Origin of the sequence: Nostoc sp., from assembly GCF_035638895.1 — a bacterium.
Taxonomy (GTDB): domain Bacteria; phylum Cyanobacteriota; class Cyanobacteriia; order Cyanobacteriales; family Nostocaceae; genus Nostoc.
This window is the reverse complement of the sequence record NZ_DASQZC010000224.1, coordinates 19683-44039: the sequence shown is the minus strand read 5'-3', so window position 1 is coordinate 44039 and position 24357 is coordinate 19683. Positions and strand designations below refer to the sequence as shown.

19 protein-coding genes and 5 pseudogenes are annotated in these 24357 nt (G+C 42.0%); 12 read left to right on the top strand and 12 right to left on the bottom strand.

Annotated features, from left to right (window positions below; translation table 11 throughout):
- Window positions 1–151: HAD-IA family hydrolase (locus VE944_RS10855; RefSeq protein ID WP_324976466.1), on the top strand; the 151-nt coding region annotated here is incomplete at its 5' end.
- A 142-nt stretch (window positions 152–293) separates the two neighbouring features.
- Here the strand turns inward: VE944_RS10855 and VE944_RS10850 are convergent.
- The gene (locus VE944_RS10850) at window positions 294–653 is read right to left on the bottom strand and encodes a DUF5615 family PIN-like protein (protein WP_324976463.1); all 360 of its coding nucleotides are present in this window, start codon (window positions 651–653) and stop codon (window positions 294–296) included.
- Complete coding sequence (locus tag VE944_RS10845) at window positions 650–982, bottom strand: DUF433 domain-containing protein (protein ID WP_324976460.1); 333 nt, start codon at window positions 980–982, stop codon at window positions 650–652. The genes VE944_RS10850 and VE944_RS10845 overlap by 4 nt, the downstream gene beginning before the upstream one ends.
- Window positions 983–1261: 279 nt before the next feature.
- Between VE944_RS10845 and VE944_RS10840 the strand changes: the two genes are divergently transcribed.
- The 4 genes and pseudogenes from VE944_RS10840 (at window position 1262) to VE944_RS10825 (ending at window position 7366) form a co-directional block, all read left to right on the top strand.
- Window positions 1262–2122 carry a Tab2/Atab2 family RNA-binding protein gene (locus VE944_RS10840; RefSeq protein ID WP_324976458.1) on the top strand — a complete coding sequence of 287 codons (861 nt, stop codon included), beginning with the start codon at window positions 1262–1264 and terminating at the stop codon, window positions 2120–2122.
- Between the two features lie 324 nt (window positions 2123–2446).
- Window positions 2447–3760: a TldD/PmbA family protein gene (locus tag VE944_RS10835; protein WP_324976456.1), complete on the top strand. Its 1314-nt coding sequence runs from the start codon at window positions 2447–2449 to the stop codon at window positions 3758–3760.
- A gap of 187 nt (window positions 3761–3947) precedes the next feature.
- Window positions 3948–4570 (top strand): annotated as a pseudogene (locus VE944_RS10830) (hypothetical protein).
- A gap of 156 nt (window positions 4571–4726) precedes the next feature.
- Window positions 4727–7366: a chloride channel protein gene (locus tag VE944_RS10825; protein WP_324976453.1), complete on the top strand. Its 2640-nt coding sequence runs from the start codon at window positions 4727–4729 to the stop codon at window positions 7364–7366.
- A 4-nt stretch (window positions 7367–7370) separates the two neighbouring features.
- Here the strand turns inward: VE944_RS10825 and VE944_RS10820 are convergent, their stop codons facing one another.
- The 8 genes from VE944_RS10820 to VE944_RS10785 all read right to left on the bottom strand — a co-directional run bounded on the left by VE944_RS10820 (window position 7371) and on the right by VE944_RS10785 (window position 17908).
- The gene (locus VE944_RS10820) at window positions 7371–7565 is read right to left on the bottom strand and encodes a hypothetical protein (RefSeq protein ID WP_324976450.1); all 195 of its coding nucleotides are present in this window, start codon (window positions 7563–7565) and stop codon (window positions 7371–7373) included.
- A gap of 269 nt (window positions 7566–7834) precedes the next feature.
- Complete coding sequence (locus VE944_RS10815) at window positions 7835–8134, bottom strand: WGxxGxxG family protein (RefSeq protein WP_324976447.1); 300 nt, start codon at window positions 8132–8134, stop codon at window positions 7835–7837.
- A 457-nt stretch (window positions 8135–8591) separates the two neighbouring features.
- Window positions 8592–10649, bottom strand: coding sequence for a serine/threonine-protein kinase (locus VE944_RS10810; protein WP_324976445.1), 2058 nt, complete (start codon window positions 10647–10649; stop codon window positions 8592–8594).
- Window positions 10650–11074: 425 nt separating this feature from the next.
- Window positions 11075–12127 carry a serine/threonine-protein kinase gene (locus VE944_RS10805; protein WP_324976443.1) on the bottom strand — a complete coding sequence of 351 codons (1053 nt, stop codon included), beginning with the start codon at window positions 12125–12127 and terminating at the stop codon, window positions 11075–11077.
- A gap of 518 nt (window positions 12128–12645) precedes the next feature.
- The gene (locus VE944_RS10800; protein WP_324976440.1) at window positions 12646–14880 is read right to left on the bottom strand and encodes a glycoside hydrolase family 57 protein; all 2235 of its coding nucleotides are present in this window, start codon (window positions 14878–14880) and stop codon (window positions 12646–12648) included.
- Between the two features lie 79 nt (window positions 14881–14959).
- A complete protein-coding gene (locus VE944_RS10795; RefSeq protein WP_324976437.1) occupies window positions 14960–15190 on the bottom strand; it encodes a NifU family protein in 231 nt (76 codons plus the stop codon).
- 546 nt (window positions 15191–15736) lie between these two features.
- Window positions 15737–17500 carry a sensor histidine kinase gene (locus VE944_RS10790; protein WP_324976434.1) on the bottom strand — a complete coding sequence of 588 codons (1764 nt, stop codon included), beginning with the start codon at window positions 17498–17500 and terminating at the stop codon, window positions 15737–15739.
- Between the two features lie 171 nt (window positions 17501–17671).
- A complete protein-coding gene (locus VE944_RS10785) occupies window positions 17672–17908 on the bottom strand; it encodes a hypothetical protein (protein WP_324976431.1) in 237 nt (78 codons plus the stop codon).
- A 533-nt stretch (window positions 17909–18441) separates the two neighbouring features.
- Here VE944_RS10785 and lepA point away from each other — a divergent pair.
- Window positions 18442–20253 (top strand): translation elongation factor 4, encoded by a 1812-nt coding sequence (gene lepA, locus VE944_RS10780; protein ID WP_324976428.1) that lies wholly within the window; start codon window positions 18442–18444, stop codon window positions 20251–20253.
- A 265-nt stretch (window positions 20254–20518) separates the two neighbouring features.
- On the opposite strand, the pseudogene VE944_RS10775 reads toward lepA, so the two are convergent.
- Both VE944_RS10775 and VE944_RS10770 read right to left on the bottom strand, forming a co-directional pair.
- Window positions 20519–21057, bottom strand: a pseudogene (locus VE944_RS10775) (hypothetical protein).
- A 39-nt stretch (window positions 21058–21096) separates the two neighbouring features.
- A complete protein-coding gene (locus VE944_RS10770; protein ID WP_324976424.1) occupies window positions 21097–21447 on the bottom strand; it encodes a hypothetical protein in 351 nt (116 codons plus the stop codon).
- Between the two features lie 258 nt (window positions 21448–21705).
- Between VE944_RS10770 and VE944_RS10765 the strand changes: the two genes are divergently transcribed.
- From VE944_RS10765 to VE944_RS10740, 6 genes and pseudogenes are all read left to right on the top strand, one after another.
- Window positions 21706–21984 carry a Uma2 family endonuclease gene (locus VE944_RS10765; protein ID WP_324976422.1) on the top strand — a complete coding sequence of 93 codons (279 nt, stop codon included), beginning with the start codon at window positions 21706–21708 and terminating at the stop codon, window positions 21982–21984.
- Window positions 21985–22003: 19 nt separating this feature from the next.
- A pseudogene (locus VE944_RS10760) lies at window positions 22004–22222 on the top strand (transposase); the annotation flags it as partial.
- A 2-nt stretch (window positions 22223–22224) separates the two neighbouring features.
- Window positions 22225–22443: pseudogene (locus VE944_RS10755) on the top strand (Uma2 family endonuclease); the annotation flags it as partial.
- Between the two features lie 12 nt (window positions 22444–22455).
- The gene (gene tilS, locus VE944_RS10750) at window positions 22456–23478 is read left to right on the top strand and encodes a tRNA lysidine(34) synthetase TilS (protein WP_324976419.1); all 1023 of its coding nucleotides are present in this window, start codon (window positions 22456–22458) and stop codon (window positions 23476–23478) included.
- A 30-nt stretch (window positions 23479–23508) separates the two neighbouring features.
- Window positions 23509–23808, top strand: a pseudogene (locus VE944_RS10745) (type II toxin-antitoxin system HigB family toxin).
- Entirely contained in the window at window positions 23792–24193 is a 402-nt protein-coding gene (locus VE944_RS10740; RefSeq protein ID WP_324976417.1) for a helix-turn-helix domain-containing protein, read from the top strand. The pseudogene VE944_RS10745 and the gene VE944_RS10740 overlap by 17 nt, the downstream one beginning before the upstream one ends.
- Window positions 24194–24357: the final 164 nt, after the last annotated feature.

The following is a 24357-nucleotide window of genomic DNA, read 5'->3' as shown; positions in this document are numbered from 1 at the left end:
TAAACCCAATCCTCAAATTTTTGCCATTGCTTTAGATAAACATAAATGTTCCCCAGAGGCAGCATGGCATATTGGCGATAGCGTTGTAGAAGATTACCACGGAGCTAAAGCAGCTGGACTCAGAGGCGTTTGGATCAACCGGGGAAAATGAGGAAGATTTTTTGACACTCCCACGGCTATAAAAACTTCTCTGTTACTCGTTTTTACTTCAAGTTGTGGAATTATTGGCTGAATGAGTCTACTTAGCAAAAGTGGGTTTCTAAATTCATACTTCAATTCAGCAACGCCAAATTTTAAAATGGAATCCAATCCAATCTATCAATCCACTCTTCTGCCTCAGTCGCTTCCCAAATCAAATAAATTGTTTCTGCCCAAATACTGAGGTTCCCACTGGAACGCAACCAAACTAGTCCCCAAATATGTCCTGCATCTCTCCAGTGTTCTTCTAGATGTTCGGGCATACTTTTGCGGTTGTCTGTAACCAATATTCGTTGGGATAATTCTAGGTAGCGCAAAATATCTGGGTCAAGCGTACCTAATGGCGGTGCTTCGGGATCGCCTACGCGCAGAATATCTATTGCTGGATTGAGGCGCAAAACAGATGTCTTCAGCTTGGGCGACAAATTTTCATCAAGGAGAAAACGTACCTTCACCAAGAGTTTAGCAACTCCTGCTCACGTTGTACCTTTAATGCTCTTAAACGTTGCATCAAAGGTGAAGGATTAGCTAATGATTCTTGATAACGCTGTTCTTGCCACTTTGCTAGCCGCAACATATAAGCATCTATTTCAACACGATTATGCAGGTAGTAGGTAAGCGTTGCGTAAATTTTCTCCAAATTGAGGGAAGGTAATTCCTCTATAATTTGTTCTGGTGAATATCCTTGCAAGTAATATTGAATCACATTATCAATACCAATCCGATGCCCTTTGATACGGATGTCATCTGGGTCTATAAACTCAAAATAATCTTCTAGTTGCATTCATCTACCTCTCTAGGATCTTTTAGGATCAATTCGTAATTGAATTCTATAAATTACGAATTACGTTAGCGTCATTATCAATTAGGAATTATTTTGACATATTTTGTATTTATGTTATGGAGACGATAAACCCCTTTAAGAGCGATCGACAAACCTATTACTCCAAAAAACTCCCCACTCCCCACTCCCAACTCCCCACTCCCTTATTCCCCTGCTGCCCTAAGACTCGTATGATCAACATATCAGGAAAACATAACAGCCAGATTTTTACCGCAAAACATGGGCAGTATTTGGGAAATCGATTTTTACTCCCGTCCGATTTTGGACGATAATCAGAAAAAAGTTTGGGAAGTCTTAGTCTGCGAAAGCGCCTTGGATATCAGTACAAAAGTAGATTCTTTGTTTCGCTATGCTCAGTATTGTCCCAGTACCCAGGTAAATTCGGGCTGGTTGCGGACAGCATTACAAGAAGCTATTAACCAAGCTGGAAAAGCACCAATTAAAATCCGCTTTTTCCGCCGCCAAATGAACAACATGATTACTAAAGCCTGCCAAGACTTGGGTATTCCCGCCCAGCCTAGCCGCCGTACTTTGGTTCTCAACCATTGGCTAGAACAGCGCATGGAGGAAGTGTATCCTCAAGAGGCAGGGTATCAAGCAGGAGCTAATCCCTCAGTCCGCTTGGAGAAACCTTTGCCGCAACGTTTACCAGATGCTTTGGAAGGACAGCAGTGGGTATTTGTTACCTTAGATGCTGCGGATTTGGCAGAAATGCCAGAGTGGGAAATTGGCTTTGGTGAAGCTTTCCCCCTAGAGTTGGCGAAAGTTTCACCCGAAACCCGTATTCCTGGGATTTTAATTTTCTCACCTAGAGCATTGCCGTTGGCAGGCTGGATGTCTGGTTTGGATTTGGCTTTTTTAAGATTTGATACTAGCGTTGAGGCGAAATTGCTTTTAGAAACTGGTGTAACCGAAAGCTGGATTGTGGCAAATATTAAAAAACCTGAACTTTTAGCAGAAGCCAAAGGTTTTGAAGAAGCCAAGCAAAAAGCTAACGGAGTGCATTTTATCGGTGTACAGTCTGATCCTAAAGCAGAAGCTTTTGCTGGTTTTTGGCTGTTGCAAGAGGTGAATCTTTGAAAATGGAGAGTGGGGAGTGGAGAGTAGGGAGTAGGGGAGGCAGGGGGAGCAGAGGAAGCAGGGGGAGCAAGGGGAGAATAAAACTAATGACTAATGACAAATGACGAATGACTAGTTGAGACATGGCAATGATTTGGGATAATTAACTGCGTCCATCAGTGTTGATCTGTGGTTCAAAATCGCAACTGCCGAAACATGCTGATGATTTTTGGATGGTTATCTGCGTTCATCACGGAGAAAGTTTAATCGTCGGTTTTTGACGATCGCACTTTTCAAGAGAGGGCGTTGATATGCGGTTCAAAATCCACAATTGCACTAAGGGTCATGGGTTCTGAAAATTTGTCACAAGATACACTAGCAGAACAGCTGCTGGAACTAGCTTTAAAATCTGGAGCAGAAGCTGCTGAGGTGTATCAGTCGCGATCGCTTTCTCGTCCAGTGTTTTTTGAGGCAAACCGACTCAAACAGCTAGAAACTAACCAATCTGAAGGCACAGCACTACGACTTTGGCGAAACGGACGTCCGGGACTCACGGTGGCTTACGGTTCTGTCCTAGCCGAAGTAATGGTGGAAAAAGCTCTGGCTCTAAGTCAACTGAATCTACCTGAAACAGTGGAATTAGGCTCTAACTCTGGGCCCTCTTACCCAGATTTAGGCGAAAGTGTGCCGATAGAAGTTTTGGTAGACTGGGGCAAAGAAGCGATCGCACTCATCCGCGATGCCTATCCTGATGTTGTTTGCAATGGTGACTGGGAATGTGATGCTGAAACTACCAGAATAGTCAATACTAAAGGTTTAGATTGTTACTACACTGATACTACCCTCAATTGCTATATATCAGCTGAATGGGTGCGCGGTGATGATTTTTTAAGTGTTGCCGATGGTCAAACTAAGCGGGGCGAACTCCACCCGGAAATATTAGCTAACCAAATTTTACAACGGTTAATTTGGGCCAGAGAAAATGTCTTATCTCCTACTGGTCGCGTCCCGGTTTTGTTCACTTCTAAAGCTGCTGATATGCTTTGGGGCACTGTGCAAGAAGCTTTGAATGGCAAGCGAGTTTTAGAAGTAGCTTCCCCTTGGGGAGAACGTTTGGGTAAGCCAGTAGTTGCACCCACTCTCACCGTCTACCAAGATCCAGAAGCCGGCCCTTATAGTTGCCCTTTTGATGATGAAGGCACTCCTACTCAATTTTTAGTATTTATCCAAAACGGAATTTTACAGCATTTTTATGGCGATCGCACCACCGGACGCCAACTGGGTACTGACACGACTGCAAATGGTTTTCGCCCTGGTTTAGGTAGCTATCCTACCCCTGGTTTATTTAATTTTCTGATCCAGCCAGGTTCAGGATCACTACCAGATTTAATTCAAGAACTGGATGATGGCATAATTGTGGATCAAATGCTGGGTGATGGCGGCAGTATTTCTGGAGATTTTTCAATCAACGTTGATTTAGGCTACCGCGTCAAAAATGGTCAGGTAATTGGGCGCGTTAAAGATACGATGGTTGCAGGTAATGTCTACACTGCCCTTAAGCAATTGGTTAAACTAGGTAATGATGCTGATTGGAATGGTTCTTGTTATACTCCATCTTTAATAATAGAGGGACTATCCACGACAGCGAGAAGTAATTGAATTGGGCATTCATTTGGCATTGAGGTAAAAGAATGGAGTTCAGAGCTTCATTAATGGAGTTCAAAGACTCATTAATGGAGTTAAGAGGTTCATTAACGGAGTTCAAAGACTCTAGGACTTACGCATTGACAAAGTGGCAAAAGAGTGGATTGATAAAAAGTATCATCCAATGACTAGGTATCGGACAATCAGAGAAATCAGCAAACCGTCCACAGCACAATGCAATCTGGAACATTACACACTGTTTTTGTTATCAGAACCAAAACATGGGGGATGTTGTAGATTAGCAGAGATATTAGAAAACGTGTCACACGACAGTGTAAACAGATTCTTACTGAGAGAAAGATATGAACCGAAAGATTTATTTGATACAGTTAAGGAAATCATAAATATAATAGGCGGGATTTTAAGTGTTGATGACACAGTATTAGAAAAATTGTATAGTGACCCAAAGAATGCAGAATTAATCGGTTATTTTTGGTCTGGGAAACATCATAAAAGCATCTACCAGATGAAGAATCTCTACAGGAAATAACTAGAAGCGAATTTGTGGCAATTCATGATACCCATTGGGGAATTGAAAGTTTTCACAGAGCTATCAAACAAGTATGCGGGATTTGTCGATTCATGGTTAGAGATACCCAAGCGATTAAAACACACATATTCTGTTCACTTCAAGCATTTGTTCGTTTAGAAAAAATGCGCTCTGAAAACATAATTTCTAATTGGTATGAACTGCAAAGGAACTTATTCACTTTAGTTTTGCGTGATTACATTGTAGAAAATCTTACCAATAATTGTGTTGCTTAATACACATGAATGAGATTTTTTGTCAATGCGTAACTCCTAGACTCATTAACGGAGTTCAGAGGTTTATTAACAGAGTTCAAAGCCTCATACGCTATTCCCCCTTCCCGCTTCCCCTCGCCCCCTGCAACATCCCCAATCCCCTAATCCCCAAAAATCATGTCTCTTCCCGTTCTGAATCAGCGCTTTCGCACCTGGTGGCAGCCTAGAAGAGGTTTAGCGATCGCCGAAGCTTGTGTTATCGGTCTGGTTGCTGCCCTATCTGCGGTATTTTTGAAAGTAGGATCGGGATGGCTGGGAACATGGCGAGTCCATAGTACCCAGATTTTCCCGGTATGGCTAGCACTACCGATAATTGGTCTTATACTGGGATTTGTGGCTGGATGGTTGGTGGATAGGTTGGCACCAGAGGCTTATGGTAGCGGTATTCCGCAAGTCAAAGCAACTCTAGCCAATGTGCCGATGAAATTATCCTGGCGCGTGGCAGGTGTGAAGTTACTCAGTGCCATCATTGCCATCGGTTCGGGCATGACTCTGGGACGACAAGGCCCCACTGTTCACGTAGGGGCAGGTTTGGCAGCAGGGATGAGTCGTTGGGTTCCTACTTCCCCAGATCATCGGCGGCAAATGATTGCAGCAGGTGCGGGTGCAGGTTTAGCAGCTGCTTTTAATGCCCCGATCGCAGGTGTATTATTTATCGTTGAAGAGTTACTCCAAGATTTATCAGGATTGACTCTGGGTACTGCGATTATCGCCTCCTTTATTGGTGGGGTGATATCCCGACTTTTAGGTGGTGGCTCTCTTGACCTTAACCTGCAATTGGTACAATCTTCCAGCCAATTCTCCATCCCAGAAATTCCCTTTTTCGTGCTTTTGGGTATTTTGGCAGGGTTGTTGGGTGCATTGTTTAATCGCGGCTTAATATTTAGTATTAAATTTTATAGAAAATTACATATCAGCTTACCGTTGCGGGTAGCTTTGGCTGGATTCCTCTCTGGTGTTGTCGTGTCCATGCTCCCCGCACCCTTTCGTGATAATACGGGATTACGGGAGTCCTTAATTACTGGAGGTTCCCAACCTACTGTAGCAGCGATCGCCTTTGCCGCTCAGTTCATCCTCACACTCATAGCATTTGGCTCAGGAGCGCCAGGGGGATTATTCGCTCCCAGTCTGATTTTGGGTTCTTGTTTAGGACACATCATCGGTGTATCTGAGTTATACATCACCGGAGCGGGTTCTCCTACTACTTACGCACTAGCAGGTATGGGGGGATTTTTTAGTGCTGTTTCTAAAGTGCCAATCACAGCAATTGTGATTGTGTTTGAGATGACTACAGATTTCAATCTGGTACTACCTTTGATGATTGTTTCTGTAGCAGCTTACCTGGTTGCGGATAAAGTAGTGCCTGGTTCGCTTTATGAAAAACTTTTGGAATTAAAAGGCATCACTCTCACCAAAGAAGCTCCTATGGAAGGAGCATTAACCAAGTTAACTGCCAAAGATGTGATGCAAGAACGAGTAGAAACTCTGGATGCACAGATGAGCTTGGAAGAAGCAATGCAGTCTTTTGCTCGTTCTCATCATCGTGGTTTCCCTGTGGTACAAGATAACAAGTTAGTAGGAATTGTGACGCAATCAGATTTACTAAAAATACGCGAGAGTGCAAAGCACACGCTCCGCGAACGCAACCTAGCCGATATTTTCTTAAAAGAAATAATGACCCCTGTCCCAATGACAGTATCACCAATCCATACCCTGAGCAATGTACTGTATTTACTCGATCGCTATCAAATCAGTCGCTTACCTGTAGTGGATGGACGGAGACTGATTGGGATTATTACTCGTGCAGATATTATTCGGGCGGAAGCAGATCATCTCAATGCTGATAACCGGACTCTTAAACTGCGACCAGAACCTTCTTATATAGTTTACCAAACGCGATCGCCCAGTACCGGCAATGGTAGATTATTAGTGCCAGTAGCTAATCCAGAAACAGCAGGTATTTTATTACAAATGGCAGCAGCTATTGCCCGCGATCGCCATTATGAAATAGATTGTGTGCAAGTAATGCTGATACCCCGCCACAGTTCCCCATCAGAAACACAAGTAAGGACGGCAAAAAGTCGCCGCTTGCTACGACAGGCGGAAGTCTTAGCTAAAAAGTGGAAAATTCCCTTGCACACGCAGATACGAGTTACCCATGATGTAGCGCACGCACTTTTGGAGACAATCAAAGAACAACACATCGACCTAATTTTAATGGGATGGAAAGGAAACACATCTACCCCTGGTCGGATTTTTGGCAACGTTGTAGACACCGTAATTCGCCAAGCCACCTGCGAAGTAGTATTAGTAAAATTAGGCAAAACTCCTCAATCCCCAGTCCCCAGTCCCCTCTTCAACCGTTGGCTAGTCCCGATGGCTGGTGGCCCCAATTCCCCACTGGCGATTAAATTGCTACCGGCTTTAATTACATTGGGAAATGATCCGCAAATTCATCTGACACAGGTGTTTAAGTCATCTGAACTCAAGCCAGATATGTCAGTTTCAGAACAAGCCATCCGCCATTTGATGCGGCGGCGAAAGTTGTCCAGTAGTGTTGTTGCTCTCCCAGTGCAAGCTAATTCAGTCGCGGAAGGTGTGATTAACTTAGTTAAAACCGAAGGTTACGATGTTGTAGTTTTGGGAGCATCGCAAGAGGGATTGTTGCAGCAGGCGATTCAAGGTAATATTCCAGAAGCGATCGCCTCTGGTGTAGAAAGTACAGTGATTTTGGTTAGGGGTGCAATTAACAAGTAATTGTTCATTTTTTATACAATACACCAATAATAAGAGAAACAATTATTGGTATTAAGATTGGAATAGCAACTATAAGTCCCCACTTACCAAACTTAATTTCCTCACCCTCAGATTTTAAAAACGCAATCCAACCTACAACTCCCATCAAAAGCCAGATAAACCCAAAGCTAAGGAATATAACAAACACTGAATCTTCCATTTTTCACCAATTAAATTTATACAAAAAACATTTCTTTAAATTGTAACTAAATAACCATCGGTGAAGCTCTGAAAGCTAAACTAGGAAAGCAGTTTGGTTCGGCAATTTTATTTTTGAGAAGTCTCAATTAACAATTCAATTCGGCAAACTTGGCACGCCTTGACTCCCCAAGCCTTACAATCATGTATACACACGAAAAAAGCCTGCATTGGTAGGCTTTTTCCGTAATTATCATTAGGACTTACGCGAAATTAGAACGCAACTAATTATTAATAGTTAGAACGAGAACCGGTGGAACCTACCGCATTAGGGTCACGATAAGCTACATTATCATCGGCTTTGCGGCTCTTACGACCCAATAAACCAAATAAACCGAGTAAACCCAATAAACCCCAATCGCCATCCTGATAATTTCTGTCGGTGGTAGAGGTATCTGTGGTAGTATTTGTAACAGTTCCATCGGTAGTGCTTGTTGTCTGAGCAGAAGCAGGCAGAACTGTAGGCAAGGTAGCCAAACTTAGAGCAAGAGCAGTACTTCCGATAATTTTAGAGACATTAAAGCGTTTCACGATCACATTCCTCAATTGAATTGCTGCAAGTTATAGTTAAAGCATATTAAGTTTTGACACGGACAGCATCAATCTTTAGCTACAAATATGAATCCGCTTAAAGATGCATTAGTGATTGAGTAAATAAGCATTTTGGCATAGGTTATATTACAGAGCATGGCAAATTATGCAATATTGAAGTCAGCGATCGCATTAAAACAACCTCGATTGCAAAAGGTAGAATTTTTCTTTATAAAATCAAAAATTACGTCTTCAGGTATGATAGATGGCGATAATTGAAGGCAATATTTCCGCAGCAATCGCATAAAATTGTGATTATCATTAAGAGCGCAAGGGGGCAGGGGGAAAAGAGTTTTCAAGTTTTTGCACAGATGCAAAAATTATAATTAATCTGCCGGACATGATATGAACTTGTATTTTTCTGCTCCAAACTATTGGGAAATATCAAAATTCCTCTTCACTGAGACAATTGCCAAATTTTAATAGTATTATCTTCGCTACCACTAACAAGGGTTTTGCCATCAGGGCTGAAGGTTACAGATGTCACAGTGTTGCTATGACCCGTCAATGTCAGAATTTCTTCTCCTGTGGCTGAATTCCACAATTTGATGGTGCGTAGGCGTAGCCCGTCGTAGACATCGCGGCTACCACTAGCAATAATTTTACCATCGGGGCTAAAGGCTACGGATGTAACTGTGTTGGCATGTCCCGTAAGTGTGCGAATTTCTTTTCCCGTAGTTAGATTCCAAAGTTTAATGGTGCGATTGCGGCTAGCACTGGCTAAAGTTTTACCATCTGGGCTGATAGTCACGGCTGTTACTGTTTGATAATTTCCCTCCAGTGTGCGGATTGAGTACCCTTTTGTCAGATTCCAGATTTTGATAGTCTTGTCAAAACTGCCACTAGCAAGAATCACACCATTAGGGCTAATAGCTAGCGATCGCACCCAGAATGTATGCCCTGTCAGTGTCCGAATTTGCTCTCCTGTTGCTAAATCCCAGATTTTGATGGTGTTGTCATCACTTCCACTAACCAGAGTTTCGCTATCAGCACTGATGGCTAAGGCATGAACTGAATCAGAATGCCCCGTAAGAGTGCGAATTTGCTTTCGCGTTGCTAAATTCCAGATTTTGATGGTGTTGTCATCACTTCCACTAACCAGAGTTTTGCCATCTGGGCTGATCGCTACTACATTCACCTGCTGAGAATGCCCGTCGAGTGAAGAGATTTGTTTTCCGGTTGCGAGATTCCAAAGTTTGATTTTCCGGTCGCCCCCACTGCTGACAATGGTTTTGCCATCGGGGCTGATGGCAACAGATAAAACCGAGTTTCCATGCCCTTGCAGGGTATTAACTAAGGAAACCTTACCCAAAGTAATCTTTAGTGGTTGACCTAAAAACGCTTCATCTTTGCCAGAATTATTATGCTGAGTCAGCCGAGAAACTAAACTAGTCTGAATCCGCCGAAAATTTCTATACCAAGATTCTTGAAATCCAAACAACAGAATAAAAGCACTTACCAAGATTACAATTCTCACTAAGGGATAACTTTTTGGTAAATCCGGTGCTTTAGTTGGTGGTATTTTTCCAGAGGATTTCCCGGCTGGTGGTAGCGCGAGGAGTTGTTTTGGACTCAAATCTCTAAGAACTTCATCAGCTGACTGGTAACGTTCATGGATATCTTTTTTCAAAAGCTTGTCGATGACAAAATCCAACTCAGGATTTAATGGACTCCGCAAATATTCCCGCCAATTACTCACCCATGCATACCCAGATTCCATCCACAACTGAAAAGGGGAATTTCCCGTTAGCAGATGAAAGCAGGTAGCGCCCAAACCGAACAAGTCGCTGGCGGGGAAAGCTTTACCATCTCTTATTTGTTCCAGGGGTGAATAACCATGTGAACCAATGGATGTGCCAGATTTCTGTTGAACTTTGGCGGTGAATTGCTTTGAAGAACCAAAATCAATTAGACTTAATCGCCCATCAGTTTTATTGCGGATAATATTTTCTGGCTTGATATCTCGATGAATGACTTTGCGATCGTGGATAAATTTCAGGATGGGCAGTAAATCTAGCAAAATAGATTGAATTTCCCTAGCGTTATAAGCCTTATGCTGTTGCAACTCCTTTAATAAATTTTCTCCATTAATAAACTGCTGCACTAAATATAGGCAGCCGTCTTGCTCAAAGTAAGCTAGCAAAGTCGGAATTTGGGGATGTTCCCCAAGGTCTTGTAATCGTTGTGCTTCTTCAGCAAACAACTCCATTGCCTTTTTTTGCGACCAAGTTCCTTGAAATTTTGGAGCTAATTGCTTGATAACACAACGTTCATTGAGTTTATCGACATCTTCTGATAGATAGGTTCTGCCAAATCCCCCCTCATCTGAAAGAACTCGGATGACACGGAAGCGATTTCTTAAAAGTGACACCAACGGGGTGCTACAACTTTGGCAAAACTTCTTTCCATTGGGATTCAGGGGATTTGAGCAATCGGGATTTAAGCAGCAGATCATGATCTGACAGGCGCGACTGCATGACAACTTAGGCTAAGTTTGCCCCGAACTTTCCCTTAAGAAAATTGACTCTCGCTTACTCGTGGTAGAAAAACCCTGTTCTGGGGATTGGGGAATTACTTAATATAGTTAGCGTTTGTAAATAGTGTCAGTCTTCCTCATCTGTGGAAAACTACGAGAGCCATAAGATTAATTATTCTCTCGATTATATAATAATTTGAATAAAAATTTTTCAGAACTTTTAAACCTAGTAATTTTGCTTGTATATTGGCAAGCAATAACGTACTAAGTATTAAAGATAAACCCTTATTAATTAACCATCATAACTATTAAATGTGGTTAAAATGCTTACTAAATTTATTTTTGATATTTTAAATCACCCATCATTAATTGTTAATTTTATACTTTAGGGAATGCGACCTTGTTTACTTTAGCTTTGCTCTCCATCTCCGAATAGCGTTAGCAGTTCTATTAACAGGTGGTAAATATCCATCAGGAGTTTCGTAAGAATTTCCGTATTGTGCAATACTTTTATTATTTAATTTTTGGGTACTTAGACAGTCAGCCAAAGTAGGCGAATAGCTGTCATTACCTAAAGCTTTCATCACCTCATCGGCAGTTTTAAACCGATCAGTTAACGAAATTTTTACCATTTTCCCTAAAATCTGGGCGAAACTATTGCTAATATTTACCTCTTTTCGCCAGCATATTTCACCAGTATTTTCATCGTAGTCAAATTCTAAAGGACTTTTAGCAGTCAACATAAAAATACAAGTTATACCCAGTGCATAAATATCACTGGCATAAACTGGACGTAGAGAAAACTGTTCTGGTGGTGCAAATCCCCTGGTTCCGATAAAGTTGGTGTTTGCAACTTGATTACGAGAATTTTCACAAACATCAGCTAATTGCTCTTTCACCGCCCCAAAATCAATCAGCACTATTCGTCTGTCATACTCACACCGCAATAAATTCTGGGGCTTAATATCCCGATGAATCACATTATGTTTATGAAGATACTTTAATACAGGTAATAATTCTTGCAAAAACTGTTTAACTGAAGCTTCACTTTTGGGGCCAGTTTGCCGCACTTCTCGTGCCAAAGTCAAACCCGGTACATATTCTTGAATTAAAAAAAACTCCCCATTTGCCTGAAAGTAGTCTAATAGCATGGGGATTTGCGAATGACTACCGAGTTGACCCAAAGTTCTTGCTTCTTTTTCAAAGCGCCTACATGCCCTTTGCCAACTTTGAGGATTAGTCACTTTCGGACAAAGCTGTTTAATAACACAGAGAGGATTCCCAGGTAATACGGCATTTTTGGCTAAAAACGTGATCCCAAATCCACCTCGACCCAAAATTTGCAATATTTCATAGCGATCGCGAAACAGCTTCTTGGAACCACACATCTGGCCAAGTTGAGTGTGCTGTAAAATGCTCTCTTGAGAATTTGTTATTTTCTGAGAAAAGCGATCCATTAGCGTAGAATATCTGTTCTGAAATGTTTCTAATCTTATGACAAATATTCCTTGGTTACAGTAAAACTACTGTAACTTTGCCAAATCATTAAACTTTTTCAAAAAACAAAACTAAATGTTTGTAGAAATTACAGGTTGACAAATAAGATAAAACATGTATAAATTCATTTGTAGCAAATTAATCGACTGTAGGGGCGTACATCTGTCATTTGTGTAAACTTAAGTAAAAGCTTTTAGGATTGTCTCTTTCTCTCTGTGTCCTCTATGCCTCTGTGGTTAAATAAAAGACTTTTTAACCGCCCAGACGCAAAGAGCGCAGAGAGAAAAAAGAGACTTTATATCATGTCCGCTTGATTGCTTATTAAACTCGAAGAACCCCACCCCCAACCCCTCCCCGCAAGCGGGGAGGGGAGACAAAGCATAGCTTTGGCGGGGTGGGGTTCTTTTATTATGGGTAATTTAGCGGACATGATATTACAAGTCATTTTGAAAGGGTTAAACACCAAACCTATTGAGTTCTAAGGCACCTCAATAGGAATCAAAGCATTTTCTGGTAAATAGTTGCAAAAACGCCCTTCATCTGCAAGCACCAAAATCAAGCGCAAAGGATAATCTGGCGGAACTTGCAAATCTGCCCACGGTACTGCCAACTCTAAACAATTATTTAAAGCTACTTGAGCGCGACTGAAACGGGGATGCCATTGATAATTGTCTCCAGCTTCCCGAAACTGAATCGATTGCGTCAGCAAGTTAACTTCTAAAAGATGGTGGAAATGGTAATTAAGTGGGGCTGCATCTGGTACATCTGCCAAGGGAACTGGGCTATTGACCATTGTTTTTTCTGGATAGAACCACAGCAAATTCAACTCTGCTGGAAAATCCCGCCCTGGTGCAGCGCCACTTTTAAAGTCCAGCCGCACATAGAAATTCAGGTGATCCACCCCATACCAAAGTCGCTGGATGACACTGCTATTGTGCATCGTCCCTCGCGCCCCGCCGATTTCTATGCGTCCAGCTTTATCCCAATCTTGTTCATCACCCTTACCATCGATGACGGGATGAATAAATCCTTGTGGTGTGTGGCTTCCCTGTGCTTGGTGGATTTCCACTGGTTGCTTGAGGTAGGGCGGTACAGGTTCATTTAATGCCTTGTAAATGCCAAACAAATGTTCTCGAAACAACTGATCAAAGATGGCATCCTGATTTGAGGAGTGTCCTGCACCAAACCACCAAAACCAGTCTGAACCCTCTGCGGCATACAACGCTTCCCATGCTTCTGGGTTGTTTTCTTCCGTTGCTTCAGGATGACTTGCAAGCATTTCCCTTGCTTCTGTCAAGTAATCCCAAGCACGATTTTTGGCAGGATCGCCGATCCAAGTGGTGAAATTGCCATCTACCCAAGAACCACTATGTAGTTGTCCTCCGGGAATGGTGGCTGTGGCTGGAAATTCTTCGAGAAATTCGGAAACTGTGACGAGTTTGAGGCGGGGTTCATCGCTTAAGGTTTGATATAAAGCTTCTAGGAAGGGTTTGCCGTCTTGGGGATAAAATTCCCAGCAATTCTCCCCATCCAAAGCGATGGTAACTAGCCAAGGTTCTTCACTTTGACTTTCTCTTTGCATTTTAGCGATCGCTTGCAAATGTCCCACTAAATCCGCAGCTGCCTTTTTTGCTGGCATGGCGCTATAAGTAAAGCCAATCAAATCTGATAATCTGTGGTCACGAAACACAATTGACAAGTCACCCTCAGCGGTTTGCAGGCGATAGGGGCGATACAACAATTCTGGTTGCTGCACATTCCCCGCCCCATCCCGATGAAAAAAGTGTTTCAGCGTCCACCCTAAGACGGCTTCATCTGAGCATATCCACTTAAATCCTTGGTTAATAATATCTGGAAGTATTGCCGGGCTTACTGATTGTTCCGAAGGCCACAAACCACGAGGTATCTGTCCAAAGCGGTCTTTATAAAAGTTCCAAGATTTCCGCAAGTGGCGGGGAATATCTTCTGCCCACTGAAAACGTTGCTTAGGTAATGTCATATTGGGCACAGCTACCCGACCAGAGTTAGTATCAGCGAGTAAGGGCAAAATCGGGTGAGTGTAAGGCGTGGTGGTAACTTCTAACTGCCCCGCCTCCTGCATTTTTCGATGTTGAGGGATAATACGGCTGAGGATTTCTCGCTGTTTGGAATAAATGCGCTGGCGATCGCTTAAAGTAAAATTCCGTCCCTGTTTTAACCAAGTAGCAATTTCCGGGTCATCCCAAAACAGAGGATCGATCCAAGCTAAATTATGCCAAGCTAGCAAATCACCATAATCTGGCAATTCCCAATTTGCTAAACACCAAGCTTGCCCTTTTTCCTGCCTTTGTTGGTACAACTCGGCATAGCGGGGATGAGGGTCAATCAAAGTATGGTGATTGGCATCGAAAAAGTGTTGGATAATAAATTCGCGCTGTTGCTGGGTGAGTTGTTCATCCGGTGTCAAACTGGCAGTGAGGTAAGGATCAAAAGCAGTGCCAGCAATATAATCTTCGAGTTGCAATATCAGCGATGGAACTAAATTCACCGTTTGGTGTAACTTAGGATACCGCTCTAAGAGCAATACCAAATCCAAATAATCTTTAGTCCCATGCAAACGTACCCAAGGAAGTCGATACTGCTGACTAGAAGATAGCGAAGCGCCACTGCCAGGAGATTTGTACAGTGGCTGATGTTGATGCCAGATAAAAGCGATGTAGAGAGGATGGGACATAGGAATAGTTAGGAGTTAAGAATGAGGAGTTAGGAGTTGATTCAAAACTCAATAACTCCTAACTCCTAACTCCTAACTTTTACACCACTTGTTCAATTTCTGCAATTTCGGGAATCATTTCCTTTAAGCGGCGCTCAATACCCATTCTCAAGGTCATTGCAGAACTGGGACAAGAACCACACGCACCTTGCAGGCGCAGTTTTACAACAGGCCCATCGAGTTCTACGAGTTCCACATTGCCGCCATCAGAAATGAGATAAGGGCGCATTTCATCTAAGACTGTTTCAACGTTGTCGATTGTGAGTTCCATAGTTTTAGACCTGCTAAGTTAATGATGGGGATTGGGGATTGGGGATTGGGCATGGGGCATGGAGCATTAGGCATTGAATAATAATGATCTCTGTGCCAGATACGCGGTTAGTCATTAACCATTATCCAAAATTTTATTTTCCAGCTTTGTTAAATCGATCCTAAATCTAATTGCCGCTAGATTGTCAGGTGTCAGTTTTGAATGACTTTTGACTAAACCACTGCTGGTTTTAGCAATTTTGATATTAGATTAGCTGAACAATTTGTCGTGCAAGCCCTCCTACTCTACTTTAGCGGTTAAAGTCCTGAAGAGAACGCCAGGAGGTGAGGACAAGGAGGGTTTTTTCCCAATACCCCATACTTTTCTATGAGACGCTGTGCCCTAAGCGTAGCTATGTCGCAGGCTTTATAGCAAGGCTCAGTACAAGCCCCCAATATGCTTATTAAATAATAATTGCTAATGCTAAAAAACTTTAAAGTTTAAAACTCAAAACCCAGTACTGGTAATCTTCCAAATCACTAATGACCAATGACCAATGACCAATGACTAACATTCAGCACTACTTGTTGAGTCGCCATCATTGGATGAAACCATGACTGGTTGTTGATATAGTGGCACAGTGAATGTGACTGTTGAACCAAGTCCTTCGCCCAGACTATAAAAATGTACCTCGCCGCCCATTGCCTCCACTAGCTTTTGGGATATTGCCAATCCTAAACCTGTACCGCCGTAGTGGCGAGTGCGGGAACCATCCACCTGAGAGAATAATTGAAACAGTTTATCTTGTTTGTCTAAAGAAACACCAATCCCAGTGTCTGCTACACGTACTTTCACCATGCCTGGAAACTGCTGGTCTTGAAAGTTCGCTTTTTTGAGTACTAAATCGGCGCTAACGGTGACACCACCTTCATGGGTAAATTTGATGGCATTACCTACCAAATTGAGCATCACTTGTAGCAACCGTTGGTAGTTGCTTTGGACAATGATTTCATCCGAGGTAGGAGGCATTTGCATCTGGAAGCCGAGGTTTCTCATTTCTGCTTGGGGACGCATGAAACCTTCTACATCATGAAATAGCTCATCTAGCTTGACTGGAGCGTAAGTTAGCTCCATTTTGCCAGCTTCGATTTTAGCGATGTCCAAAATGTCGTTGATAATATTCAGCAGATGTATCGATAATTGGTGAGCTTCTGACAAAAACTGGTTTTGTTCTTCTGGATCATCTGCCATCCCTTCCAAGATTAGCTTTAAGAAGCCAATCATGCCGTTGAGGGGAGTCCGAATTTCATGGGATACATTAGCCAGAAACTCGCTTTTGAGACGGGAAGCTTCTTCGGCTTTTTGACGCGCTACTTCTAATTCTTCATATAAAGTAGCATGAGCGATCGCAGTTCCCAATTGATCTGCTGCTTCTTTTGCCAGTTCTAATTCTGATTCTGTTAATGTGTAGCATTCATCCTGCCAACTCAAGGCAACCAATCCATTGGCCTGGTCTTGATAGCAAGTTGCAATCACCAAAGTTTTCTGCTGCCCAGACTGTGCATATCCAGGCACTTGCATTACAACCGGTTCTAGGGTTGTCAAAGCTTGAGCAAAAGCAGGCTCTGAAACTATATCTATTTCTAAGCCAAGCATTGATTTGAGTACTGCCTGGTGATACTCAGCTTTAACCTCCACTTTTGAGCTAGAGGACTGATAAGGACAAATAATACAACGCTCTAGCCGCAGTGCTTTCCCTAAACTATCAACTGTTTGCTGCCAAATAATATCTAAATCCAACGTTCGGCGGATATTTCTGGTAATGCGATTTACCACTTTTTGGTGTTGCTGCGCTCTTATTGCCACCTCTATTTGTGTGGGCGTTTTTGATGCCACAGGCACTTGTTTTTTGTTGAGTGTCGCTTGCACTAAGCGTCCCATCACTAAAACTGTAGTAGCAGTAGTCCCCAAACTCGGCATAATCGGACTAATTACCAATTCCAACTCAAATAATTCCTGCTGGTAGCTAAACCAACACTGAAACCTTTCTGGCACCAAACTTGTCAAAATTCGGTGCAATCGTTCCAAATAAATAACCTTATCCACCGGGGCAAAGGTTTGGGTCTGGTTCAGTTCATCAACTATTTTTTCGGTATTTAACCCCAGGAGTTCGCTGTGCTGCCAACAAAAGGTCAGATAGCGCCCTGCCCCATCTTGCGTATACACCAACTCGGCTCCTAGAGTTGCTAATGAGCCATCAGTCTTACTGGGAATAGATTCCAGATTTTGGGAAAATACATTTGACAATTGGGAATTGGCAGTAATAGTCATTAATTGAGTTGGATAGACAAAGGGTATCCGACCGTAATTTTACTAAAGCTGCTCAAATTTTTGCATAAATTCTTACAGCTTTTTCGTTTTTTATTGAGTATTTCTTGGTGATCTGAAATTCAAATTGGCAAACTTCACTTTTTAACTTGCATTAACAGCTGATTAATAGCGTCAATCATTCCATTCACCCCGAGGAGGAACGGGGGTACGCACAGGAGTACGTGTCAGTTCGTCATCTCTAAGGATTTCACCCCGCAACCACTGACGAATCGCCACCTCAATCACTTTACTTGGGTCATTGGTGAGATGCTGAATTTGCTCTAGTAGCTCGGAGTCCAAGCGGACAGCAATTTCTACCTTATCGATTGGTATATTTTCCGCTTCGGTAGTTTTCTCTTGCATATTCATAGATTTGATATACTCTGAATTGGTTTTGTCTAAAGCTTTGTAAAGTAGTTATATTCATAATTTGGGCTAATTCACTGAAAAATCTTCAACGGGACATTTACATAGTTCCCTGAGATAGCACCAAAGTAACAGCTTTAAGTTTTAAATCGCATTTTTCATATAACTTACTAGACAATGGCTTTAGAAGTTTTGCCGAGAAATCAGTGATTATAGGTAATTACGGGTGGTAATTGCCCACGATCCCTACATGATCCCTACATGTACTTATTTACATTTATTGTACGCTCCTAGCTGTTGAATACTAGCAGCGACAAATAGACTTTCATAATATTCTTAAAAGTCCACCTATTTAGATCAAAAGTTAAAGATGGGGTGAAGAGGGGATTGGGGACTGGGTATTAGGTTAGGGTAATTCTTCCCTAGTCCCCAATCCCTAGTCCCCACTAAAAGCAGCGTCTTGGCTAAGAAAGCATTAAAATACATTAAGTAAATTGCTCTTTTAACTTTGGTTGCTGCTAAGGCAAAGATAGTATATGACTGACGTTCCCGCAGTTCGCATTCGCAATTTTTGTATTATTGCTCACATCGACCACGGGAAATCAACCCTCGCCGATCGCTTGCTACAAGCTACTGGCACTGTTGAAGACCGACAAATGAAGGAACAGTTTCTCGACAATATGGATTTGGAACGGGAGCGCGGCATTACAATTAAGCTGCAAGCTGCCCGGATGAACTACACAGCTAAGGATGGTCAGCAGTATGTGCTGAACTTAATTGATACTCCTGGGCATGTGGATTTCTCCTATGAAGTCTCTCGCTCTCTTGTTGCTTGTGAAGGAGCGCTATTGGTAGTAGATGCGTCCCAAGGTGTGGAGGCGCAAACTTTGGCGAATGTATATTTAGCGTTAGAGAGTAATCTGGAAATTATCCCGGTTTTGAATAAAATCGATTTGCCTGGGGCAGAACCAGAACGAGTAATTGGCGAAATTGAAGAAATTATCGGTCTAGATTGCAGTGGTGCGATTCTTGCCTCTGCTAAAGAAGGAATTGGTATTGATGAGATTTTAGAAGCAGTTGTCGAACGGATACCGCCACCGCCGAATACCATAAATGAGCGCTTACGGGCGTTAATTTTTGATAGCTATTACGACAGTTACCGGGGAGTAATTGTGTATTTCCGGGTGATGGATGGCACAGTGAAAAAAGGCGATCGCATCCATTTAATGGCATCCGGTAAAGAATTTGAAATTGATGAGTTAGGCGTTCTTTCCCCCACTCAAAAGCAAGTTGATGAACTCCACGCTGGGGAAGTTGGCTATTTGGGAGCGGCAATTAAAGCTGTAGCTGATGCAAGGGTAGGAGACACAATTACCCTCAGTAAGGCGAAAGCAGAATCACCCTTACCAGGTTATGCAGAAGCGAACCCAATGGTTTTTTGCGGGATGTTCCCCATTGATGCTGACCAATTTGAAGATTTGCGGGAAGCTTTAGAAAAACTCGAACTCAACGACGCAGCGCTGCATTACGAACCAGAAACTTCGAGCGCGATGGGGTTTGGCTTCCGTTGCGGGTTTTTGGGCTTGCTGCACATGGAAATTGTTCAGGAACGTCTAGAGCGGGAGTATAACTTAGATTTAATCATTACAGCCCCCTCGGTGGTTTATAAGGTGATTACCCTCAAAGGTGAGGAACTGTACATTGATAATCCCAGCCGCTTACCTTCTCCCAACGATCGCGAAAGAATTGAAGAACCTTACGTCCAAGTCGAGATGATTACGCCGGAAACTTATGTCGGCGCTTTGATGGAGTTGTCACAAAATCGCCGTGGCATCTTCAAAGATATGAAATATCTCGCTCAAGGACGAACGACACTTACTTACGAACTTCCCTTGGCGGAAGTTGTGACTGACTTTTTTGATCAAATGAAATCGCGATCGCGCGGTTATGCCAGTATGGAATATCACATTATTGGCTACCGTGAAAATCCTCTGGTGAAGCTGGATATTATGATTAACGGCGATCCTGTGGATTCCTTGGCGATGATTGTGCATCGAGATAAAGCTTACAACGTCGGGCGAGCAATGGCGGAAAAACTCAAGGAACTAATTCCCCGCCATCAATTTAAAGTGCCAATTCAGGCATCTATTGGCAGTAAAGTTATTGCCAGCGAACACATCCCCGCTTTGCGAAAAGATGTGTTAGCTAAGTGCTACGGTGGTGACATCAGCCGGAAAAAGAAATTATTACAGAAGCAAGCAAAAGGTAAAAAGCGGATGAAATCTGTGGGTACTGTGGATGTACCGCAAGAAGCATTTATGGCAGTACTGCGCTTGGATCAAACCTGATTTAAGAGTGCTTAATGCTTGCGGCGACATCTCAAAGACCGAATTTATTCGGTCTTTCGCTTATGTAAATTCTAGTAATGGATTTACCATAGCCGTTGGTTTCGACTTACCTCGATCTGACTTTTCACGGTATCTGAAAAACCTCACTTCTATTTCTCTCTTCCTTTAAGGCTACGGTGTACACACAAGTCTTGCCGCAGCCATATCTTTATTAATATCCCTCTTCTGTCACTTTCCGGAGTGAGCAAGTAGTAACTAAATGAAATTATCCAGAAGCATAAGAGGGTTTAAATTGGTTCATTGCACTAATTAATTGATTGAATCCCAGCAATAAATTAGAATTCGGGAAAATATGTATCCAGGGATAAATCAACCAAAATAGTAAGAGTGGTTGGGCAATGAGACGCAGATTATTTAAAGTATTTTTCCATCCGGATTCATGATTCCATTGTTGATGATTAGAAAAATCAGCATCACTATTTTCTTGTAACTCAGGTTCAATTTTACGAGATAGATTTAAGTTTATTTAATCTTCGTTGTTTTAATTCCTCTACTGACCAATCTGAATTCGCTAAAAAAATGATGTAATGACTGTGCAGAGTTTATACTTATGGCTTTCGCTATCTCTGGTAACGATTTTCTTTTTATTGGTGACATTATTCCCAAATGTAAATATTTGAAGCATTCATAATTTCTTACTTCTTTAAACAGGTCTTTATACTCTGCACAATATTCATCTATGATGGCAACTGTTGCGTGAGCATCTCTTGGCAAATGCTTGAGGATTTGTAATTCTACATCCATTGCCCTACTTACCTTTCAGGGTTTTCTTTTTTTATTCTCTTATTCAGAATACCCGGAAAGTGACAGAAGGGGGATAGATTTGAGGATTTCCGTGATTTCCTCTATAGTAGCTTCTTCGAGTAAAATCCTGTTTCCAGTATCAGGGTCAAGAATTACCACATCAAATTGCTTCCCTGGATGAGATTTATGCCATTCTTGATACCATTTGCGGATTTGTTCAGCTAAAGCCACAGCACCACCCACAATGCCAATAATAGTAGCAACAGCCGCCAAAGTTCCCTCTCTTTGCGTCGGAACTTCATAGCTTCCCGATATTCCAGGAATTTCTAGCAAAGCCTCGGCTGCTGCTGGTGCGCCTTCACCCTCAATACCGACTTGAATTCCTGCCATTAAATCACCTATGAATTTATACAAGATTCTGTATATTATGCGTTGAATTGGGGATAAGGTTCACGCACAGAAACAGAGAGAATTGCAAAATTATTTACTTTGTGTTGCAAGAATTGCCTAAAATAAAGCAACAAACTCCAACCTGGAAGCCCAAATTGAATCAATCTGACTTTCAAAAATTCCGAATTACGTTAGCAATTTAGGAGGGTCATTATCAATTACAAATTACTTTAAGTCCTTTTTTAGCAGGTGAACAATATGGTTCGGACTCCAGTTAAAAAACTAACTTTTGAAGAGTTTCTAGAGCAATACCCTGATGGTGGCATTTACGAACTGATCAACGGAGAGATTATACCAGTGGGGCCAACTAGAGCGCATAAGAATGTCGCAAGATTTTTAATGCTTGCCTTCAATGATGAAATTAGACGCTTGGGACTTGAATATATTGCTGACAAAGATATCATCATTAGAGGTTGTTTGAAAAGTCTAACAGGTTGTAAAAAAGCTCTCTCAGTATACGCTGTGAATAGAAAGTAGACAGCACCGAGAGAGCAACATGAGTAAAGCATACCCCAGCAATTTTACCCTCGCCCAATATGAATTTCTAAGTGACATGATTCCAGAACCGAAACCCGGTGGTCGCAAATGCGAAGTCGATATGTGGGAAGTCCTCAACGCCATCTTCTATGTTCTAATTGAGGGAGTCCGATGGCGAGCGTTACCCGGCGACTTTCCCGTGTGGCAGACGGTATATACCTATTTTCGTAATTGGCGCGGGGTATCCCTGAGTATTGGATTGTGGATTATCTAGCGATCGCTTCTCGTGCTTATCTCGGTAATCCCAAACTCCCCACGGTTTTCGTTTACCAATTGGTTGAGGGTCAATACCAAGTTCAAAAGTTTACGGGCAATGACCGTATTATTTCTACTACTTTCCCCGAACTGGCGTTAACTGTTAAACAAGTTGTAGCCGCAAGTCAAATCCAAAAACTATGAGAAGTTCTAAGAATGGTATGGACTCCTCTACACGCGAAAATCCATCGCACAATCCGATCGCGCCACTTATTTGAGCGCAACCAGCGTCTATTAATCGCTGTCTCCGGCGGACAAGATTCCCTGTGTTTAATAAAATTACTTTTAGATTTACAATCGAAATGGGGATGGAATTTAGGTATTGCCCACTGCGATCATCGTTGGCGTTCTGACTCCGAAGCTAATGCTCATCACGTCGAAAATTTAGCTAAAACTTGGGATATATCCTTTTATTTAGAAACAGCGAACGAACCTATAAATACTGAAGCTGCTGCACGCGATTGGCGCTATCAAGCTTTAAGTGCGATCGCCAAAGCAAATAATTATCAATATACAGTTACAGGACACACCGCAAGCGATCGCGCCGAAACTCTTCTCTACAACTTAATTCGCGGTACTGGTGCTGATGGCTTACAAGCCCTAACTTGGCAACGCCCCCTAAATACAGGCATTATGCTAGTGCGTCCACTGTTAGAAATTACTCGTTCACAAACAGAGCAATTTTGTCAAGAATTTAAATTGCCAATTTGGGAAGATTCCACCAATCAAGATTTGCAATATGCCCGCAACCGCATTCGCCAAGAGTTGATACCATATTTGCGCGAAAATTTCAATCCCCAAGTAGAATCAGCCTTAGCCCAAACAGCAGAACTTCTCAAAGCAGAAGTAGAATATTTAGAAAAAGCTGCCCAGCAGTTGCGGGAAGAGGCATTGGGCATGGGTGATGAAAAATTACCTCTTTCTCTTTCTCCCCTACTCCCCACTCCCCACTCCCCACTCCCCTTACGCTTAAATCGTCGGGTATTGCAGAAAGCACCATTAGCATTGCAACGTCGCGTGATGCGTCAGGTATTGCTGCAAATACTGACTGATGCTCCTAGTTTTGAACACATTGAAAAATTAACGGCCTTAATTATAGCGCCTAACCGATCGCAAACTGATCCATTTCCTGGTGGTGCGATCGCTCAAGTAGAAGGCGACTGGATCTGCTTGAAATAGTTATTTAAAGTCTTTTTGTTATCAGGGACGATGCACATTATTAGTTTTAGAATTTTAAGAGAATATGCAGCAAGCCATGCAGATTGTCAGGAAGCATTAAGCAATTGGTATAACGTTGCTACTAAAGCGAAATGGTCAAATTTAGTTGAAGTACAGTAAATTTTTATTAAAACTGAAGCTGTTGGTAACTTTACAGTATTCAATATTAAAGGAAATAAATATCGCTTGATTGTTAGTATAGATTATGAAGGACAGTTAATTTATATTAAATATATCCTCACACATGCGGAATATAATAAGGAGAACTGGAAAGATGACCCTTACTTTTAATCCAGATAAATACAAGGAATTATTAACAGCTCATCTTCCCAAGCTGATAAAAAGTGAAGTTGAAAATGAGCAAGCTTTAAAGATAGTAGAAGATTTAATGCACCGGGAACGCACCCCAGAACAAGACGAACTTTATCAGTTATTAATTACTTTAATTGAAAAGTTTGAACAGGAATATTATCAGCCAATCCAGCAGAATAATCCTGTATCCATGTTGTTATTTGTTTTAGAGGAATCTGAGAGAAGTAGAAATGATTTAGTAGCAGTTTTAGGAACAGAAGATTTGGTTAATAATATTTTAAATGGGCAAGAGAAGATAAATACAGAACAAGCACGTAAGCTGGGAGATTTTTTTAATGTAGAATCTAGTTTATTTATCGAATAACTAAGCTCGTAGTTCGTAGTTGGGCTTTAGCCCGAAAAAAATAAGTTAGGGCTGATGCCTGCTCGCAAACTGATCCATTTTCTGGTGGTGCGATCGCTCAAGTAGAAGGCGACTGGATCTGTTTGAAATAGTTAGGAGTTAGGAGTTTGAAGTTTGGATTTTTC